At 36.3% G+C, this 14,444-nt stretch carries 24 protein-coding genes; 17 read left to right on the forward strand and 7 right to left on the reverse strand.

The genetic code is table 11. The annotated features are described in order from the left end of the window. Positions 1 to 117 precede the first annotated feature (117 nt). Positions 118 to 582: a DUF2269 family protein gene (locus tag E3U55_RS06250; protein WP_134339570.1), complete on the reverse strand. Its 465-nt coding sequence runs from the start codon at positions 580 to 582 to the stop codon at positions 118 to 120. 151 nt (positions 583 to 733) lie between these two features. Here E3U55_RS06250 and E3U55_RS06255 point away from each other — a divergent pair, with 151 nt between their 5' ends. From E3U55_RS06255 to E3U55_RS06275, 5 genes are all read left to right on the forward strand, one after another. After that, positions 734 to 1,462 carry an RNA polymerase sigma factor gene (locus E3U55_RS06255; RefSeq protein WP_134339571.1) on the forward strand — a complete coding sequence of 243 codons (729 nt, stop codon included), beginning with the start codon at positions 734 to 736 and terminating at the stop codon, positions 1,460 to 1,462. A 14-nt stretch (positions 1,463 to 1,476) separates the two neighbouring features. Further along, on the forward strand, positions 1,477 to 2,454 hold the full coding sequence (locus E3U55_RS06260; protein WP_134339572.1) for a cysteine peptidase family C39 domain-containing protein: 978 nt from the start codon (positions 1,477 to 1,479) through the stop codon (positions 2,452 to 2,454). 80 nt (positions 2,455 to 2,534) lie between these two features. After that, a complete protein-coding gene (locus E3U55_RS06265) occupies positions 2,535 to 3,314 on the forward strand; it encodes an aminoglycoside adenylyltransferase domain-containing protein (protein WP_228547486.1) in 780 nt (259 codons plus the stop codon). A 29-nt stretch (positions 3,315 to 3,343) separates the two neighbouring features. Then, positions 3,344 to 3,997 (forward strand): M1 aminopeptidase family protein, encoded by a 654-nt coding sequence (locus E3U55_RS06270; protein ID WP_134339574.1) that lies wholly within the window; start codon positions 3,344 to 3,346, stop codon positions 3,995 to 3,997. Positions 3,998 to 4,001: 4 nt separating this feature from the next. After that, a complete protein-coding gene (locus tag E3U55_RS06275; RefSeq protein ID WP_134339575.1) occupies positions 4,002 to 4,484 on the forward strand; it encodes a GNAT family N-acetyltransferase in 483 nt (160 codons plus the stop codon). Here the strand turns inward: E3U55_RS06275 and E3U55_RS06280 are convergent. The 4 genes from E3U55_RS06280 to E3U55_RS06295 all read right to left on the reverse strand — a co-directional run bounded on the left by E3U55_RS06280 (position 4,479) and on the right by E3U55_RS06295 (position 7,113). Next, positions 4,479 to 4,997 carry a GNAT family N-acetyltransferase gene (locus E3U55_RS06280; RefSeq protein WP_134339576.1) on the reverse strand — a complete coding sequence of 173 codons (519 nt, stop codon included), beginning with the start codon at positions 4,995 to 4,997 and terminating at the stop codon, positions 4,479 to 4,481. The genes E3U55_RS06275 and E3U55_RS06280 overlap by 6 nt on opposite strands. A gap of 3 nt (positions 4,998 to 5,000) precedes the next feature. Then, positions 5,001 to 5,744 carry an alpha/beta hydrolase gene (locus tag E3U55_RS06285; protein WP_134339577.1) on the reverse strand — a complete coding sequence of 248 codons (744 nt, stop codon included), beginning with the start codon at positions 5,742 to 5,744 and terminating at the stop codon, positions 5,001 to 5,003. Between the two features lie 12 nt (positions 5,745 to 5,756). Beyond that, positions 5,757 to 6,317, reverse strand: coding sequence for a flavin reductase family protein (locus E3U55_RS06290; RefSeq protein WP_134339578.1), 561 nt, complete (start codon positions 6,315 to 6,317; stop codon positions 5,757 to 5,759). A 70-nt stretch (positions 6,318 to 6,387) separates the two neighbouring features. After that, complete coding sequence (locus tag E3U55_RS06295) at positions 6,388 to 7,113, reverse strand: EcsC family protein (protein WP_134339579.1); 726 nt, start codon at positions 7,111 to 7,113, stop codon at positions 6,388 to 6,390. Positions 7,114 to 7,242: 129 nt separating this feature from the next. On the opposite strand from E3U55_RS06295, the gene E3U55_RS06300 reads away from it, so the two are divergent. From E3U55_RS06300 to E3U55_RS06315, 4 genes are all read left to right on the forward strand, one after another. After that, positions 7,243 to 7,647, forward strand: a complete 405-nt coding sequence (locus E3U55_RS06300; RefSeq protein ID WP_134339580.1) for a VOC family protein — start codon at positions 7,243 to 7,245, stop codon at positions 7,645 to 7,647. Further along, positions 7,648 to 7,956, forward strand: a complete 309-nt coding sequence (locus E3U55_RS06305) for a hypothetical protein (protein ID WP_134339581.1) — start codon at positions 7,648 to 7,650, stop codon at positions 7,954 to 7,956. Continuing rightward, on the forward strand, positions 7,953 to 8,672 hold the full coding sequence (locus tag E3U55_RS06310; RefSeq protein ID WP_134339582.1) for a phosphotransferase family protein: 720 nt from the start codon (positions 7,953 to 7,955) through the stop codon (positions 8,670 to 8,672). The genes E3U55_RS06305 and E3U55_RS06310 overlap by 4 nt, the downstream gene beginning before the upstream one ends. A 352-nt stretch (positions 8,673 to 9,024) precedes the next feature. Beyond that, the gene (locus tag E3U55_RS06315; RefSeq protein ID WP_134339583.1) at positions 9,025 to 9,234 is read left to right on the forward strand and encodes a hypothetical protein; all 210 of its coding nucleotides are present in this window, start codon (positions 9,025 to 9,027) and stop codon (positions 9,232 to 9,234) included. A gap of 104 nt (positions 9,235 to 9,338) precedes the next feature. Here E3U55_RS06315 and E3U55_RS06320 read toward each other — a convergent pair whose 3' ends face one another. Continuing rightward, positions 9,339 to 9,767 carry a PH domain-containing protein gene (locus E3U55_RS06320; protein WP_134339584.1) on the reverse strand — a complete coding sequence of 143 codons (429 nt, stop codon included), beginning with the start codon at positions 9,765 to 9,767 and terminating at the stop codon, positions 9,339 to 9,341. Next, the gene (locus E3U55_RS06325) at positions 9,761 to 10,069 is read right to left on the reverse strand and encodes a TIGR04104 family putative zinc finger protein (RefSeq protein WP_194840833.1); all 309 of its coding nucleotides are present in this window, start codon (positions 10,067 to 10,069) and stop codon (positions 9,761 to 9,763) included. The genes E3U55_RS06320 and E3U55_RS06325 overlap by 7 nt, the downstream gene beginning before the upstream one ends. Before the next feature lie 246 nt (positions 10,070 to 10,315). Between E3U55_RS06325 and E3U55_RS06330 the strand changes: the two genes are divergently transcribed. The 8 genes from E3U55_RS06330 (at position 10,316) to E3U55_RS06365 (ending at position 14,175) form a co-directional block, all read left to right on the forward strand. After that, the gene (locus E3U55_RS06330; protein ID WP_134339586.1) at positions 10,316 to 10,951 is read left to right on the forward strand and encodes a YczE/YyaS/YitT family protein; all 636 of its coding nucleotides are present in this window, start codon (positions 10,316 to 10,318) and stop codon (positions 10,949 to 10,951) included. An 85-nt stretch (positions 10,952 to 11,036) separates the two neighbouring features. Then, positions 11,037 to 11,549, forward strand: a complete 513-nt coding sequence (locus E3U55_RS06335; RefSeq protein ID WP_134339587.1) for a GNAT family N-acetyltransferase — start codon at positions 11,037 to 11,039, stop codon at positions 11,547 to 11,549. Positions 11,550 to 11,558: 9 nt separating this feature from the next. After that, positions 11,559 to 12,089 carry a DUF402 domain-containing protein gene (locus tag E3U55_RS06340; RefSeq protein WP_134339588.1) on the forward strand — a complete coding sequence of 177 codons (531 nt, stop codon included), beginning with the start codon at positions 11,559 to 11,561 and terminating at the stop codon, positions 12,087 to 12,089. Between the two features lie 11 nt (positions 12,090 to 12,100). Next, a complete protein-coding gene (locus tag E3U55_RS06345) occupies positions 12,101 to 12,577 on the forward strand; it encodes a GNAT family N-acetyltransferase (RefSeq protein WP_134339589.1) in 477 nt (158 codons plus the stop codon). Between the two features lie 53 nt (positions 12,578 to 12,630). Next, positions 12,631 to 12,906 (forward strand): hypothetical protein, encoded by a 276-nt coding sequence (locus tag E3U55_RS06350; protein ID WP_134339590.1) that lies wholly within the window; start codon positions 12,631 to 12,633, stop codon positions 12,904 to 12,906. 12 nt (positions 12,907 to 12,918) lie between these two features. Next, the gene (locus tag E3U55_RS06355) at positions 12,919 to 13,302 is read left to right on the forward strand and encodes an SHOCT domain-containing protein (RefSeq protein ID WP_134339591.1); all 384 of its coding nucleotides are present in this window, start codon (positions 12,919 to 12,921) and stop codon (positions 13,300 to 13,302) included. A 112-nt stretch (positions 13,303 to 13,414) separates the two neighbouring features. Continuing rightward, positions 13,415 to 13,912: a hypothetical protein gene (locus tag E3U55_RS06360; protein WP_134339592.1), complete on the forward strand. Its 498-nt coding sequence runs from the start codon at positions 13,415 to 13,417 to the stop codon at positions 13,910 to 13,912. A gap of 11 nt (positions 13,913 to 13,923) precedes the next feature. After that, the gene (locus tag E3U55_RS06365; protein ID WP_134339593.1) at positions 13,924 to 14,175 is read left to right on the forward strand and encodes a hypothetical protein; all 252 of its coding nucleotides are present in this window, start codon (positions 13,924 to 13,926) and stop codon (positions 14,173 to 14,175) included. Positions 14,176 to 14,444: the final 269 nt, after the last annotated feature.

Below are 14,444 nucleotides of genomic sequence, written 5' to 3' on the forward strand. Positions count from 1 at the left end.
TCTTTTCATAAATATACACCGTATTGTATTAACAATACGACCTTAACATGAAAAAACCTTTAAATAAAGAGGACAATCTTTTATTTTAGAGGAAAAAATTATCATTCTATAGCGTCTTTATAGTCCAGAAGGCTTTAAAATCATTAGAATAAAGATTAAAACACCCATAGTTGAAGCAAGCCAAAATAATCGATTCGCTTGATAGAACATTTTTTTATATTCGGAAGGTAAAACATCAAGCCTTCCTGTTGTAGGATCTGATAAATAAAGTCTCAATTTTTTAGATTTCGGACCTATAAAAGCAATAATCAAAATTTGAATCAAAATATACAAAATCAATGTTCCCAATAACCACAATTGTGTAAAAGCTCCCCATTCCCCGATGAAATACAAAATAATACCCGTAATAACAGCTAGTGTTCCACCAATCTTAGGGAAAATTTCAAGTTTCTTAAACATTGAAAGTGAACTACGTAATTCCGAAATACTTTGTTCTTTACGAAATAATACATGAGCGAAAAAAGTAGGCCCCACACCAATAATTGCAGATAAAATATGAATTAACACAAGTGTTTGATACATTGTATCCCTCCTCTCTAGAAATTGACAAACCACCCCAGTAAAATATAGTTAAGATATGTCCAAAACATTCCAAAAAAATTAAATATATTATGATAGATTTCTCCTTTGAATGGCATCTGTATATTAAAAGTGAAAAGAGAGGAGGACACAAATGTTGCTCGAACAGTCTAAAGCAAAAGAAGAACAATTTATTGCCGACCTGATTAATGACCAAGCCTTGATTGCACGTGCGAAACAAGGAGACCCTGAAGCGTTCGGTGAACTCGTCAGCCGTCACCGCGCCAAGGCGTATGGCTGGGCAAGGAAGATGACTCAGGATACATACATGGCCGAAGATATAGTTCAAGAGGCATTACTACAAGCTTTTTTGAAAATATCAACGCTAATTGATGCTGAAAAATTCATGGCTTGGTTTCATCGCATTGTACAAAACCAAGGTCATATGAAATTGAGGCGGGGTGGCCCATATGCCCACGAGCAGCTCTTTAGTGGATTTGCGACTAATAATCAAGAAGTTGATTGGTCAGATATCGATCACATATTATTTCAACTTAACCAGTCTATTGAACACAGGCCAACCAACAACCCTGTCGAGCAACTGATACGTAAAGAAACACTCCAAGGTGTGGCAACATTACTAAATTGTTTAACCGCCCATGAACGCAGCATCTTTGAACAATTCTTTTTCGAACAATTATCACCGAAAGAAATTGCCGAACTGTTTGAAATGAAGGTAAGCAATATTTATAACGTCATCTCAAGGTCACGTAACAAACTGCAGCGCGAACGTATAAGGGTTGAAGTTAGTGATTACATCAAGGAGCGTCAAAATAAAGGCTTATCTACTAAAAAAGTACTCGATTCATCCAAGTTATTGTAAAGGGGAAATGAAATATGAGTGAAAAAAGTCAGGTATTAAACTGTAATGATTTGACAGGAGGCTGGACTTCCGCAGGTGTAGCTATTTTAAATACAGTTAGATTTTTAAAAGAAGATTATGACCTACCTCAAGTTATGGGGTATACAGGTTTTGCTTTTCGAATTAACATTAATGCGGCCGATGTAGATGTCGCTGGACCGACAGCGTTTGATTGGGAAAGCATTTTTGAAAGAGGACTAGCTAATTTAGGAATTAAAGCTACAACCGTTCGTACAAAAGACTTTGTGGCACCAACTCCAGAAGAACTGAAACAGGCGATTGCGATGGTACAAGATAGCATTGATCAGGGTGTGCCTGCGATTTCATGGGATATGCATGTCCCTGAATTCGGGAATATTTATGGTTATGACGATCAAAAACAAGCATTCATGGCTAAAGATCCTGCCGGAGATCAGCCACTGCCTTACGAAAAGCTCGGTCGTGGGCAAGTGAATGAAATGTTCGTCGCAACCGTTCAAGACTCGTTTGAAATCGACAGAAAATCTCAGTTGAAAAACGCTTTAGAAATGGCGATCGAACATGCGAGATATCGTGAACACCAACATGAATTACCACCTTATGAAAATGGTTTAAAAGGTTACGATGCATGGATAGAAGCGTTTGAAAAGGGTCAAGTGAGTGAATTCGGAAATGCCTACAATATACACGTGGTCCAAGACGCAAGAAGAGTTGCTGCGAAGTTTTTTGATTGGTTAAAAGTTGAATGGAAGGATGATGAGCGAATATCTAATCTGTGCTATGATGCGCAAGAGAAATATAATGAAGTAGCCAATCATTTAGAAGAACTCATAGAGCTTTATCCATTTCCACAAGGTGGGGAGCCAAACAAGCCACAAAATGCTCAGATTACGATAGATAAACTACAATTAGCAAAAGAAGCTGAGTTCCAGGCAGTAAACAAATTAGAAGAGCTATTAGAAGAAGTGAAATAGTAGAATGAAAGAGTCTAGTTGCAAAATGTGCTAGACTCTTTTCTAGTTTTAGCTTTAAATAGAGTTAAGGAGGAAAAATGATGACAAATTGGCAAACATGCTCTTCAGATGTAAAAGATTTTACATTTAATATACAAAAAGAAACACAAAACATTTTAAATAATAATCTTGTAGGGATTTACCTCCATGGATCTCTAGCAATGGGAGGGTTTAATCCTAATAAAAGTGACATTGATCTACTGGTGGTCACGAAATACCCAGTAAATGTAGAGGCCAAAAAGGAACTAACTCAGCTGTTCTTAAATCACTCATCCCAACCTTATCCTGTGGAGATAAGTGTGCTAAATGAATCTCAACTTCAAACGTGGCAACACCCAAGCCCATTTGACTTCCATTATGGTGAGGATTGGCGAGAAAAATATAAAAATGATTTTGAAAGTTTTATTAATGAAGTACCTTTAACTGACCCTGACCTGGCTGCCCATATCACAATCATGAATCACTATGGAATAAGCTTAACTGGACCACCAATAGACGAGATTTTTCCAAAAATTCCTCAGTCTGATTACAAATCTTCAATTGTAGAGGACTATAATGATTGTTTAGAGAATATTGAAGATAATCCAGTATATTGTGTCTTAAACTTGCTAAGAGTGTATTGGTATTTAAAAGAAGAAGTTATTTCATCGAAAAAAGAAGCAGGGGAATGGGGGCTTGTAGCGCTTCCTGAAAAGTTCCATCCGACAATTCGTAAAACCGTTAATGAATATAAAGGAGTCAAAGAAGCTCATTTCAATCGAGAGGAGCTTTTAGCAGTAAGGAATTATATTTCTGATCGTGTGAGTAGATTGAATGATTAGATTTTATGTAAATTTGGGGTGTGTTATCCATGACTAAAAAACGATTTGACCTAACGATTGAGCTACCAAATAGAGAAGAAGATAAGCGGCCTTGGTATGAAGAAGTTGTGCAAGATGCACAAGAGAGGATTTCTATTTTTGCTAAAAACCATCATTGGGATGAACATGTTACAACTCCTTTAGTGAAAAAGGTCCATGTATTTGATTCAAAAGAGCAGTTCGATGATAAGGTCAAAGAAGCATTGGATGTAGATCCAGAGGTTGAGTTGCCACTAACCGTTTCAGGCATAGTTATTAATGGAACTTTGACGGTCGTTACACCTGAAATCTATGCTGCAAATTACAAAGCTGGTCAAGAAGAGCGTGCTTATGAAAAACTTCTTGCACACGAAATGGCCCATGAATTACATATTCGAATTCTCCATGGCGAAGAAGACTTAATGGGGCCAAGGTGGTTCTTCGAAGGATTTGCACTTTATGCTGCTAATCAGTTTAGTGAAACAACGCTTAATTTAACTGATGAAAATATTCAAGAAATCGTTACATCTGATAAATCTGTTACCTATGCTTATTATCGATTGTTGATGGATGAATTACTACGTCATATAAATCTTAATGAAGCAGTTGAACATGCTAAAAAAGCTGACTTTGAAGATAAAGTAAAGAACGTTTTAAAGGTGTAGACTGATGGAGGGGAAAAGTTTGATTACGAACCAAGATGTACCTCAACATAAGCTTAATCAGTTTTTTGAAAAACATTGGGGAAGTCCCAAGATGGTCACATCAACAGGGGTCTATCAATGCAATGAATTAGATGGCTATGCAGTAATCGAAGACAATGAAATCGTTGGTTTAATCACTTATGTTATTGAAGGAAATGTATGTGAAATTATTTCATTGGATAGTTTAGTAGAAAATAAAGGCATCGGATCAAAACTGATTCAACAAGTAGAAGAAATGGCCAAGTTAAACGACTGTCAGCATATCAAACTCATCACAACCAATGATAACTTACGTGCGATTGGTTTTTATCAAAAGCGAGGATACCGCTTAGCTGAACTTTCGATAAATGCAGTTGAGAAAGCAAGGGAGATAAAGCCCGAAATCCCACTTGTCGCTGAAAATGGGATTCCGATTAGAGACGAAATTTTATTGGTGAAACCTTTATAAATATTTATTTTGATATTCGTAATAAACGAATTTTAATGGTTGGCCATTCATCATGAATTCCTCATCACTCGTATCAACGAGTTCAAAGCCGTTTTTCTCAAGCACCTTCTGTGAGGCTATATTGTTTGTCGTTGTCTTTGCACGTACTTGGTGAACATCCAATGAATCTAGTTTTTCCATCAAGAGTTTTAATGATTGATTAGCGATTCCTTTGCCTGTATAGTCCTTACCTAATCGGTAACCAACATGTCCGAATCGTTGGGTTTGATTAATGTCTACTAGATTCATTCGCCCAAGGATGGTCCCTTGCATATCTTTTATTAAATAAAAATAAGATAATCCTTGATCTTGCTCATCCAACAACGATTCAAGGTTTTGAATGAAATTTTCAGAGACATAATAATCATCACCGCGACTAGGTACCAATTCCTCAAAGAACTTACGGTTTTTACGTTCGAACTCTAATAACTTTCTCGTGTCTTCTCTATGTAATGGTTCGATTTTAATTTCCATACATTATCCCCAATCTAATGTCTCTAAAAATTGAGATACATCCTCAACTATTTGTTCACGCTCTTTCCCGAGAGTTATGATGTGCCCGGATTTTTCATACCATTTAAGCTGCTTTTCCATAGTACTAATGTCGTCATAAATTAATTTAGCACTGTTGATGTACAACTCTTCGTCTAATAGGCCTTGTAAGACGAATGTTGGTATTGTAATTGACTTAAGTTGTTGGCTCACATTCACGATTAATTTTTGTAGTTCATTAAGTGATAGCATGGGTTGTAGTTTAAACTTGGCTATTTCAGCTTCAATCTGGGCGGCATCTTTTCCTTCAATTTTCTTATAACTTAGGGCATAATCATGCACACGCTTGGTCAAGTCTTCTATACTTTTTGCCTGCATCGGAGCGCACATCGAAACTACTCCATTAACACGATGTTCGGCTGCTAGTTTAAGAGAAAAAACAGCCCCTAATGAAACGCCTGCAACTGCAATCTGTTCGTACCCGCTATTTTTAAGTAACGCGTATCCATTTTTTACATCTTCCCACCACTGTTCAGGGCTGGATTGAATAAGTTGATCAGGCCCCACACCGTGCCCTTTATATAATGGTGCATGGCAAGTATACCCACGCTTTTGCAAAAAACGACCTAACTTTCGAACGTCGACTGTACTTCCGGTAAATCCATGTAATAATAAAACTGCTCTATCTCCACCTTCATAGGTGAAAGGTTTTGGTGTGACAACTTTCATGGTTTTCTCCTTCTAATCTTTAATTCTATGATTTTCAAAACGACTATTATTCTCTACACTTGTATATTTAGAACGACCAAGATATAGAGGGATTGATAATTGATCAAAATCTGGTAAACCGTTATCCAGGAATTTTTCTTTATCTTGATGAAACTGAACGATATCGCCAACAAACCAATCGTGGTCGCCGTATGTATTACAATCAGTTACTTCACACTCATAGACCACATAGGCGTCATTTAGAACTGGTGCACCTGTGGCCTCACCGTACTCAAAGCTCATTCCGCCTTTTTCGAACTTGTTCACTTGTGATCCTGTGTATGTTCCAGCTTGTGAAATAAATCTAGCTTTTTCAAGTGGTAGAAAATTAATCGCAAACTTTCCTGACTCTTTAACTAGTTGATGTGTGTGACGCTCGGGGCCAATCGCTACGCCATATATGGGCGGAGTAAACGATATGTAAGAGTGCCACCCAGCTGCCATGACGTTTTCTTCTCCGTTATGAGCTGCAGTCACTATGGCAACCATCCCTGGGTAACAGTGCATTATTTTATGATCTATTGCTTCTAACATTTAGACGCCTCCTTTAGTTTGATTATCATATTATCACCAAACGATGCGAGTTGCATTTAATTGGTTTAACTCAATAATCTCTAGGTTTCTCTTGCAGTAATCTCAAGCGATAGGCATTCATAGCGGTCTCGCCCAAATGGTCAAGTAAATTATAGTTGGCATATGCTCCAACAATCGCGCCTAGTCCTGGGACAAGCTGAAGCATTTTCACCAAATCAATATAATCACGATACTCTTGTTGAAAGACTTGCCAATCCATATCTTTTAAGCGTTCTTTATGATCTTCCCAATTCTCTATAATATGAAAAGTCTCTCGTCTGTGTTGGTCATCTGAAAATGCGAGCTGGAAAACATGCAAAATAAACAAACGTTCTTCATAATGGTTTGTATCATAGCCATAAACAGCAGCTGCATCAAATAAGAATTTCATTTTCACTGATAAAAGAAGTGGAAAATCAGCAAGTCCAAGCAATATTCCGCCTGCTCCAGTGCTCGCCCCTTCAGCAGCAGCCGTTTTTCTATAGTTTGATAATTTTTGACGTAAAAGCTGATCCCGCTCTTCAAGACTCATCCCGTTATACTGATGCTTACGGGTTGTAATGTTTGAACCGACCAATGTTGTTTTAACCATTCCTTTAATGCCTTCAGTAATCACTCGATGCACACGGTCTGGAATCATTCCGTTAAATTTCGTTTGTGTCTTCTTGGATAAACGTTTAAATGCATTGGAACGTTTTAAAACTTTTCGTCGCCAAGTCTGCAAATCTTTATATACTTTCACTTCATAAATGTTCATGGTCATCACCCTAAGTCTATTTTAACAAAAGGAAATCGGAACAATTCATAGAAACGACTCATTTTTTGTAGAGGAAAAACGTCAAACTATGTAGAAATTGGTAATAGGTGTAAAAATGGAGGGGAATATATGATTTTTGAAATGACTATTCAATTTCGAGTTAGTGATATAGATGAGGGCCAAAAATTTTATGAAGAGCTGTTTCAGAGAAAACCAGATTTTGTTCCACATGAAGGGTTCGCCGAATGGGAAATCGTTCCCGGTAATTGGCTTCAAGTCGCTGAAGGCATACCGACTGTAGGGAGTGGTCCTTTACGTTTAGGCGTTACTAATATTGAAGCGGCAAAACAACGATTACTCGATAAATTTAACATTGAAGATTTTGAAGTGCATTCAAGAAAAGAAGTACCCGTCAAATGGGGAACATTTTCTGACCCTTGGGGGAATAGGTTAGGTTTTTTTGAATATCTGGATAAAGGTGAGGAGCAGGAAAGAATTACAGAATTATTAGGCGATAAAAAGGAGATGTATTAAGTGTACAATGCGATTGTTATGCTGAGTTTTATTTTTACATATAGTGTTCTTATTGCAAGTATTGCCATCTCCATGAAAAATCGTTTCCACGCTGGAACAGTAGCTTTTGGGCTTTTAGCCTTGCTCCCGTTACTTGGATTATTATCTGATATGTTCATTACAAATGTTATAGATGGTGGTGGGCCAAGTAACATGTCTATTGGTTCAATGGTGGGGTTTGTCTCAACTAGCTTTAAGATATTAGAAGGTATTGCATATGCAATATTAGTATTCGGCCTATACCGACTTTGGAGAATTAGGCAGGCATGAAGACTCTACTAAAAGAGTTAGATCTACCCCAACATGTTACTCTAGAATCTATTTCATGGGGGAGAGATAGCCAAGTATATAAAGTTAAAGATGGACGTAATCAATTTGCTCTTAGAGTTTTACCTAGCAATCGTCATGATCAATTTGTTAAAGAAGAAAAAACTATTCTCTATGCGAAGCAACACGGAATTCCGGTGTCTAATGTACATAAAGTAGTTAAAGCTGAAGATTATTCAGCCATGTTGATGGAATGGGCTGATGGTAAGACGCTATTACATCAGCTACAAGAAACTCCAGAACACGCAAAATTATTAGGTGAGGAATTCGGTCACATGCAAGCTAAAATTAATCGCGTAAATTATAATCAACCATCTAATTTATTGCTATCTAACCAAAAAGAAAAGCGAATGCTGGATTCCATAAAACTGAACAACCACTTTCTCATCCACCTTGATTTTCACCCACTAAACGTTCTTACGGATGGTCTTAACATTACTGCAGTATTAGATTTGGTTAATGCTGGTGCGGGAGACCCACGCCTCGATTATGCCAGAACTCAATATCTATTAAAAATGGTAGGCGATCAATATTTAGAAGAACAATCACTAAAGCAATTTTTAGATGGGTGGAGAAAAGGTATAGGAGGCCAAAAAATAAATCAGGCGTTGGAAGAATGGGCTGAAATTAGGACGAAAAGAGATTTAGGTTTGGGGTGATACCATGGGTTGGGGTTATATTATCGGTCCCATTTTAATAGTTGCATTAATTTAATGGGAGCCTAATAGAAAAATTAAATTGCGTTCTTTTTTAAATGGTGTTCTAATTTTTTATATTATTACTATCTTACTAAAAATAATTGGGCATTTAATACATAATCACATTTATATATCTCTGTCACCATTTGATTATTTACCCGAGGTAGTTAACCTCTGGATTGGTGGGTTATTGTGGTTCGGTGGAGCTTGTTATCTTTCGTATAAAGTTTGGAAAAGCAATAGTCAGTAAAAAATAATTTATATCAAATTGTTAATAGCAGTATCTATCAATAAGATGTTTGGAGGATGAAATATGATTCTTTCTATTAATTGGTACGACTGGGTCACACCCACAACGCCAACCGCAGCAATCATAACAGGTTCTGTTTTTGCGATATTAATCGCGTTTATGGTTTGGTTTGAAGATAAAGATTGGAAGGTGTTTTTCGCTTTTGCGGGAATCGGTATTGGCGTGACACTTTTAGGGGCGGGATTACTAGAATTTCTAGGCTGGTTTAATTAGAAAAACGCGATTATGCAATCGCGTTTAATTTTTTGTAAATCTCACGGCTAAAATTGCCCCAACCACTAGAAATATAACGAGGAAAATTAACATGGTTAATGACATTATGAGTGCCCACCTTTCAGCTTATCATCTAATTTAATATTTGGATTAACTTCTAACAAAGCTTGGGCAAACTCTCGTTCATGTTTAGGGGATATAACTGCATAACGAAAGTCACGTTCGTATAAAATTTCTAAGCGATCTAATGATAGTGCAGGAGATGCCCATAACGTATGTGATTTTTTTAAAGACTGAATTTTAGTGATGTCTATCTTACGTTTAATCGGCCCTGACTGTACATACAGAGTTGAACCATCAATTTTATATCCAGTTTTAAACCAAATCCACATTAAAAATAAGGATAAAATTGGGGATATTATTAAACCGATAACATCAACAGAAATGAGAGCATTAAATATCATAACAATAGGCAAACCCCAAATGATTACCCCTAACCACCAATCACGCTTCGAAGGAAAATAATTTACCATAACAACTCATCCTTATTAGATAGCTTCATGAAGAACGGGATGATACTCATATAAGCAAAACCCACTCCTAAAATTACTAATGTAGTTCCCAACCAAGATAAATTAAAAATATTAACAATTGGAAGTCCAAGAAAAAGTGGTAATATACCAAACATGGACGTCTTCATCATTGAATCTCTTGATTGATATTGCGTTTCGCCACAATGAGGGCAAATCATTCCTCGCTTAAACTGCATCATACTTTTCTGTGTATCTTTCCACGACCACTCTGTGTGGCAATTTTGACAAACAGGTCTTGCCATTACAATCATCCTTCCAAAATTAGCTGACACTTATATAGCGTTAATTGACACTTAAATTAATATATTGAAACTTAAGGACAGTCCGCTCGTACACTCTGACACTAAAGTTCTACTTGCTGAAACTTAGTGCTTCTTACATTATAACGTAATTAATTACCAAAAGGTTTCACAATAAAAATGCTGTACCAAACTCTCTTCATATGATAATATGACGTGGTTGAACATTCAAAGAAAAGAGTGACAATCATGAAAGAACTCACATATTCGATTATTTTTTATATTACAGGAATGCTGATGCTATCATTTGGTGTCACAATGCTTATTAAATCTGAATTAGGTGTGGGCGCTTGGGATGCGCTATTTTACGGATTATATGACTTGATTGGACTTACTGTTGGGTCATGGATTCTTATTGTTGGTATCGCACTAATGATTATAAATAGCTTTTTATTAAAAAGAAGAATTGACTATGCAGCGGTCATCACAATCTTTTTAATCGGAGTTTTTATAGATTTTTGGATATTAATCGTTTTCCCTGAATTCGCTGTCACAACATTGGCAATGCGATCACTATTATTAGTGATTGGTGTTATTTTTATGGGTGCGGGAATTGGAGCTTATCTTCAATTTGATTTCGCAAAAAATCCGATTGATAATCTAATGATGGCGGTTCACTATCGTACAGGATGGAGCCTGGCGGTTTCGAAATCATCATTAGAAGTTTTGATTATGATGATCGCATTCATCATCGGTGGTCCAATTGGTATTGGAACCTTTATTATTGCACTCGGAATCGGTGTATTCGTGCAATTTTTCTTCAAACGATTTGAAAAACTTAAGGCATGGTTTGTTCATGGAAAAACTACGCCCCAGAAAGCGTAAAACGCGACCACGGTCGCGTTTTTTATTATCTATAAAACTATGATAAAATTAGGAAAAATTAACAATAAAGAGGGGATGTCGCATCATGATCAGACAGGCAACCGATAATGATATTAAGGCTATCTTAGAAATCTATAATGAAGCTATCTTAAAAACTACAGCAGTCTATGATTATAAACCTTTTACATATGAGAATCGAAAAGAGTGGTTTGAAGCTAAACAAGAGGCTAAACTTCCGATCATTGTTTATGAAGATTCTGGAGAAGTTGTTGGTTTTGCGACTTACGGACCTTTTAGGCCTCGACCGGCTTATCAATACACAGTTGAACATTCTGTTTATGTTAAAAAGAAAAGTAGTGGGAAAGGGATTGGTGCCACACTTTTAGAAGAAATTATTGAATATGCTAAAAATGCCAAGTATAAAACGATGATTGGCGTGATTGATGCAGCTAATGAAGGTTCTATTAAACTTCATGAAAAATTAGGTTTTGACCATGCTGGTACCATTAAAAACTCAGGATATAAGTTCAATCAGTGGCTAGACATTGCTATATATCAGCTTGAGCTTCCAGGACCTGCTGAGCCCACTGAAGAGTAGGAGGAAGGAATGTTAAAGAGAAAATATGCCGATCGTAGGCACTGGAGTCGCATCTTAGAAAATGGCTACTATCAAAAATACGTGAAGACCTCAGAATATTCAGGCTATATAACTCTTTTCACGATGAAAAGCGTACAGGAAAAGCTGACATTTACATACGGTGATGAAGAAGTGTGTGTAGTTGATAATGGCTATGCATGGATGCAGCACTTTCCCGATGATGACTTTTACTCCGTCACTACTTCATTTAATGAAATGGGTGAACCGGTTCAATTTTATTTCGATATTTGTAGAGGCATTGGTACTGAAGACGGTGTACCATACTTAGATGATTTATTTGTAGATGTTGTTTACCTGCCTTCAGGTAAAGTCATTGTATTGGATGAAGACGAACTTGATGAAGCTTTAGAACAGCAAGAGATAGATGAAGATCACTATCAATTTGCGCAAACGACAACCCAACAAGTCATTCAAAAACTTGAAGAAGGCTATATACCAGAAATAGATTTAGCTAAAGAACACAAAAAATTATTTAAATAGAGGAAAATGTTATGGACATCAAATTAAAAAAAGCTACTAATAAAGATGCCAATATTATTTTTGATATTCAAATTAAAGCCTTCAAACCTTTGCTGAAAAAGTACAAAGACTGCTCTACTAATCCAGCCAATGAGGATATTAATCGAGTCTATGATCGAATTAATAATCCATCTGGTGGCTTCTATAAGATTATTTTGGAAAGTAAAATAGTTGGTGCAATTTGTGTACAAAGTACAGGAGACTTTCAATACTGGATTAGTCCAATGTTCATCCTTCCAGAATTCCAAGGGAAGGGGCTAGCTCAAGTATCTATTAAGCTTTTAGAAGATATGGTTCAAGAAGCCAATTCATGGCATTTAGCCACCCTATTAGAGGAAAAAGGAAACTGTTATCTCTACGAAAAACTTGGATTTAGAAAAACAAGTGTTATCAAACGTATTAATGATCGCTCAACGCTTGTTTACTATAGAAAAGTCCTGAAACCTTAAAGAGATAGAATCGTCTAATTAAGTATGGAATAAATAGTCAAAGGGTGGTTAGTTTGATTTGGATTATTTATGGTGTTATACCAGTGTTAGTGATTGTATTAATTAACTTCATTACACACATATACAAACCAAAATTTACATACGTTTGGTCAATATTGCCGCTATTTGTTGCTTTCTATTTTATTTTCCAAACACGGGATAGCCCACACAGTTTAGAGGGTGTTTATGAAGGTATACAAGATGGTCTGGCTGTAGGGGTGGCTGTGGTGAGCTTAATACTCACGAATGTAATTGTAACCATAAGAAAAGTGAGACAAGAAAATAGTTAAAGGGGAATCAAGATGAATAATCATTTTCTAAACAATAGCAGAGGATATCGAGTTAAACCTGGAAAAAGTCAATCAATGTTAGGAATGATTGTTGGGGTTGCATTTGTATTTATAGGGATTACGCAGATCTCTAATTTCGGCGCTTTTGGAATCATATGGACATTAATTGCAGTGGCTATTACGGGCTATCATGCGGTTAATGTGTTTTCAAATAAAGGAGTGGCAACTTATGAAGTTGATGTTCAAGGAGAAAGCAAAAGTCCAACTCAACAACAAACGGGGTCTGAGGACTATGAATCAAAACTCCGTCAACTTCATCGCTTAAAAGAAGATAACATTATAAGCGAAGAAGAATATAACGAGAAAAAAGAAGAACTATTAAGCGCAAAATGGTAGAAAGCAGTGGTTCTCATGAGTAAACAAAAACAATCTTTGATAAAAATATCACACAAAAGTGATATCAACAGCTAAAACTGGCAATAGTAAACCGTTTAATAGTTAATGAGGAGTGAGAACTATCAGATACATTTTATTATTGTTATGTTCAATTCTGATATTCGGTTTATACGGCTGTGGAACAAAAGGCGATGGTGCAGCAACTGTTAGTCAAGTTGTAGAAGATGAGAAAGCAACAGCTCAAGAAGGTGAATTCGAAGTTTCTATTAACGTTGAACAAAAAGGTGAAAATTTAGATGTTTATGCCACGATTACATACCTTGGGGATCAGGATCAAAAGACAATCTATCATGGAGGAAGTATCTTTTTCTTTAATGTTTATCAAGTTGGTGGGGATTTTGAACATATCGGTGGTATGGAACAACCTTTATTATCAACAGATTTGAAGAAAGGGGAAGCTCATAAGGTTGAATTTAACCATCCAGGTCTAACTGAATTAAAACCTGGCACCTACGAATTTGAAGCTATTGCTGATATTTCAATAGACGATGAAAAGATGGTCGACACAAAACTTGAGGTTCCAGTGACCACAGTAGTAGAAATTGATTAGGGGTGGGATAGTTGAATAATGTTTATAAATACACATCAGTAGTAGGTGTGGTAAGTACAATCACTTTAATTTTTGGGGCTTTTGCAGTACTTGCAAATGGCTTTAACGGAGGCATACCAATAGTTATTGTCGGTTTGTTGTTAATGTTCATTAGCTATTCTATATATAAAATTGCAGCTAATTTAGAAAAACAAAACATATATTTTAAAAATCGAATCGCAGACTTAGAGAAGCAAATAGATCAATTGAAAAAATCGCAATAGAATATACAAAAAGTTTTATATCAAAACTGTCTTGGTATCATAGCAGGCTTCTCTTTTTTCTCAATCCACTTAAACTTTTGGATAGTCTTATACATATCTTCAGTCAAAAACACAGCAAATAGGTCGTTGCCACCATAAAGAGAATATAGTCTCTCTTTTAATCCAGCTTTTTCTAAAAAGCATATTAATCACATCAAAAGAACGATGAGTGGCCAATTCCCATGGGTTTTCAACATTATCATCATATATCATATATGTACGGTCATTGA

This window comes from Filobacillus milosensis, from assembly GCF_004402015.1.
In the GTDB taxonomy this organism is placed as follows: domain Bacteria; phylum Bacillota; class Bacilli; order Bacillales; family Alkalibacillaceae; genus Filobacillus; species Filobacillus milosensis.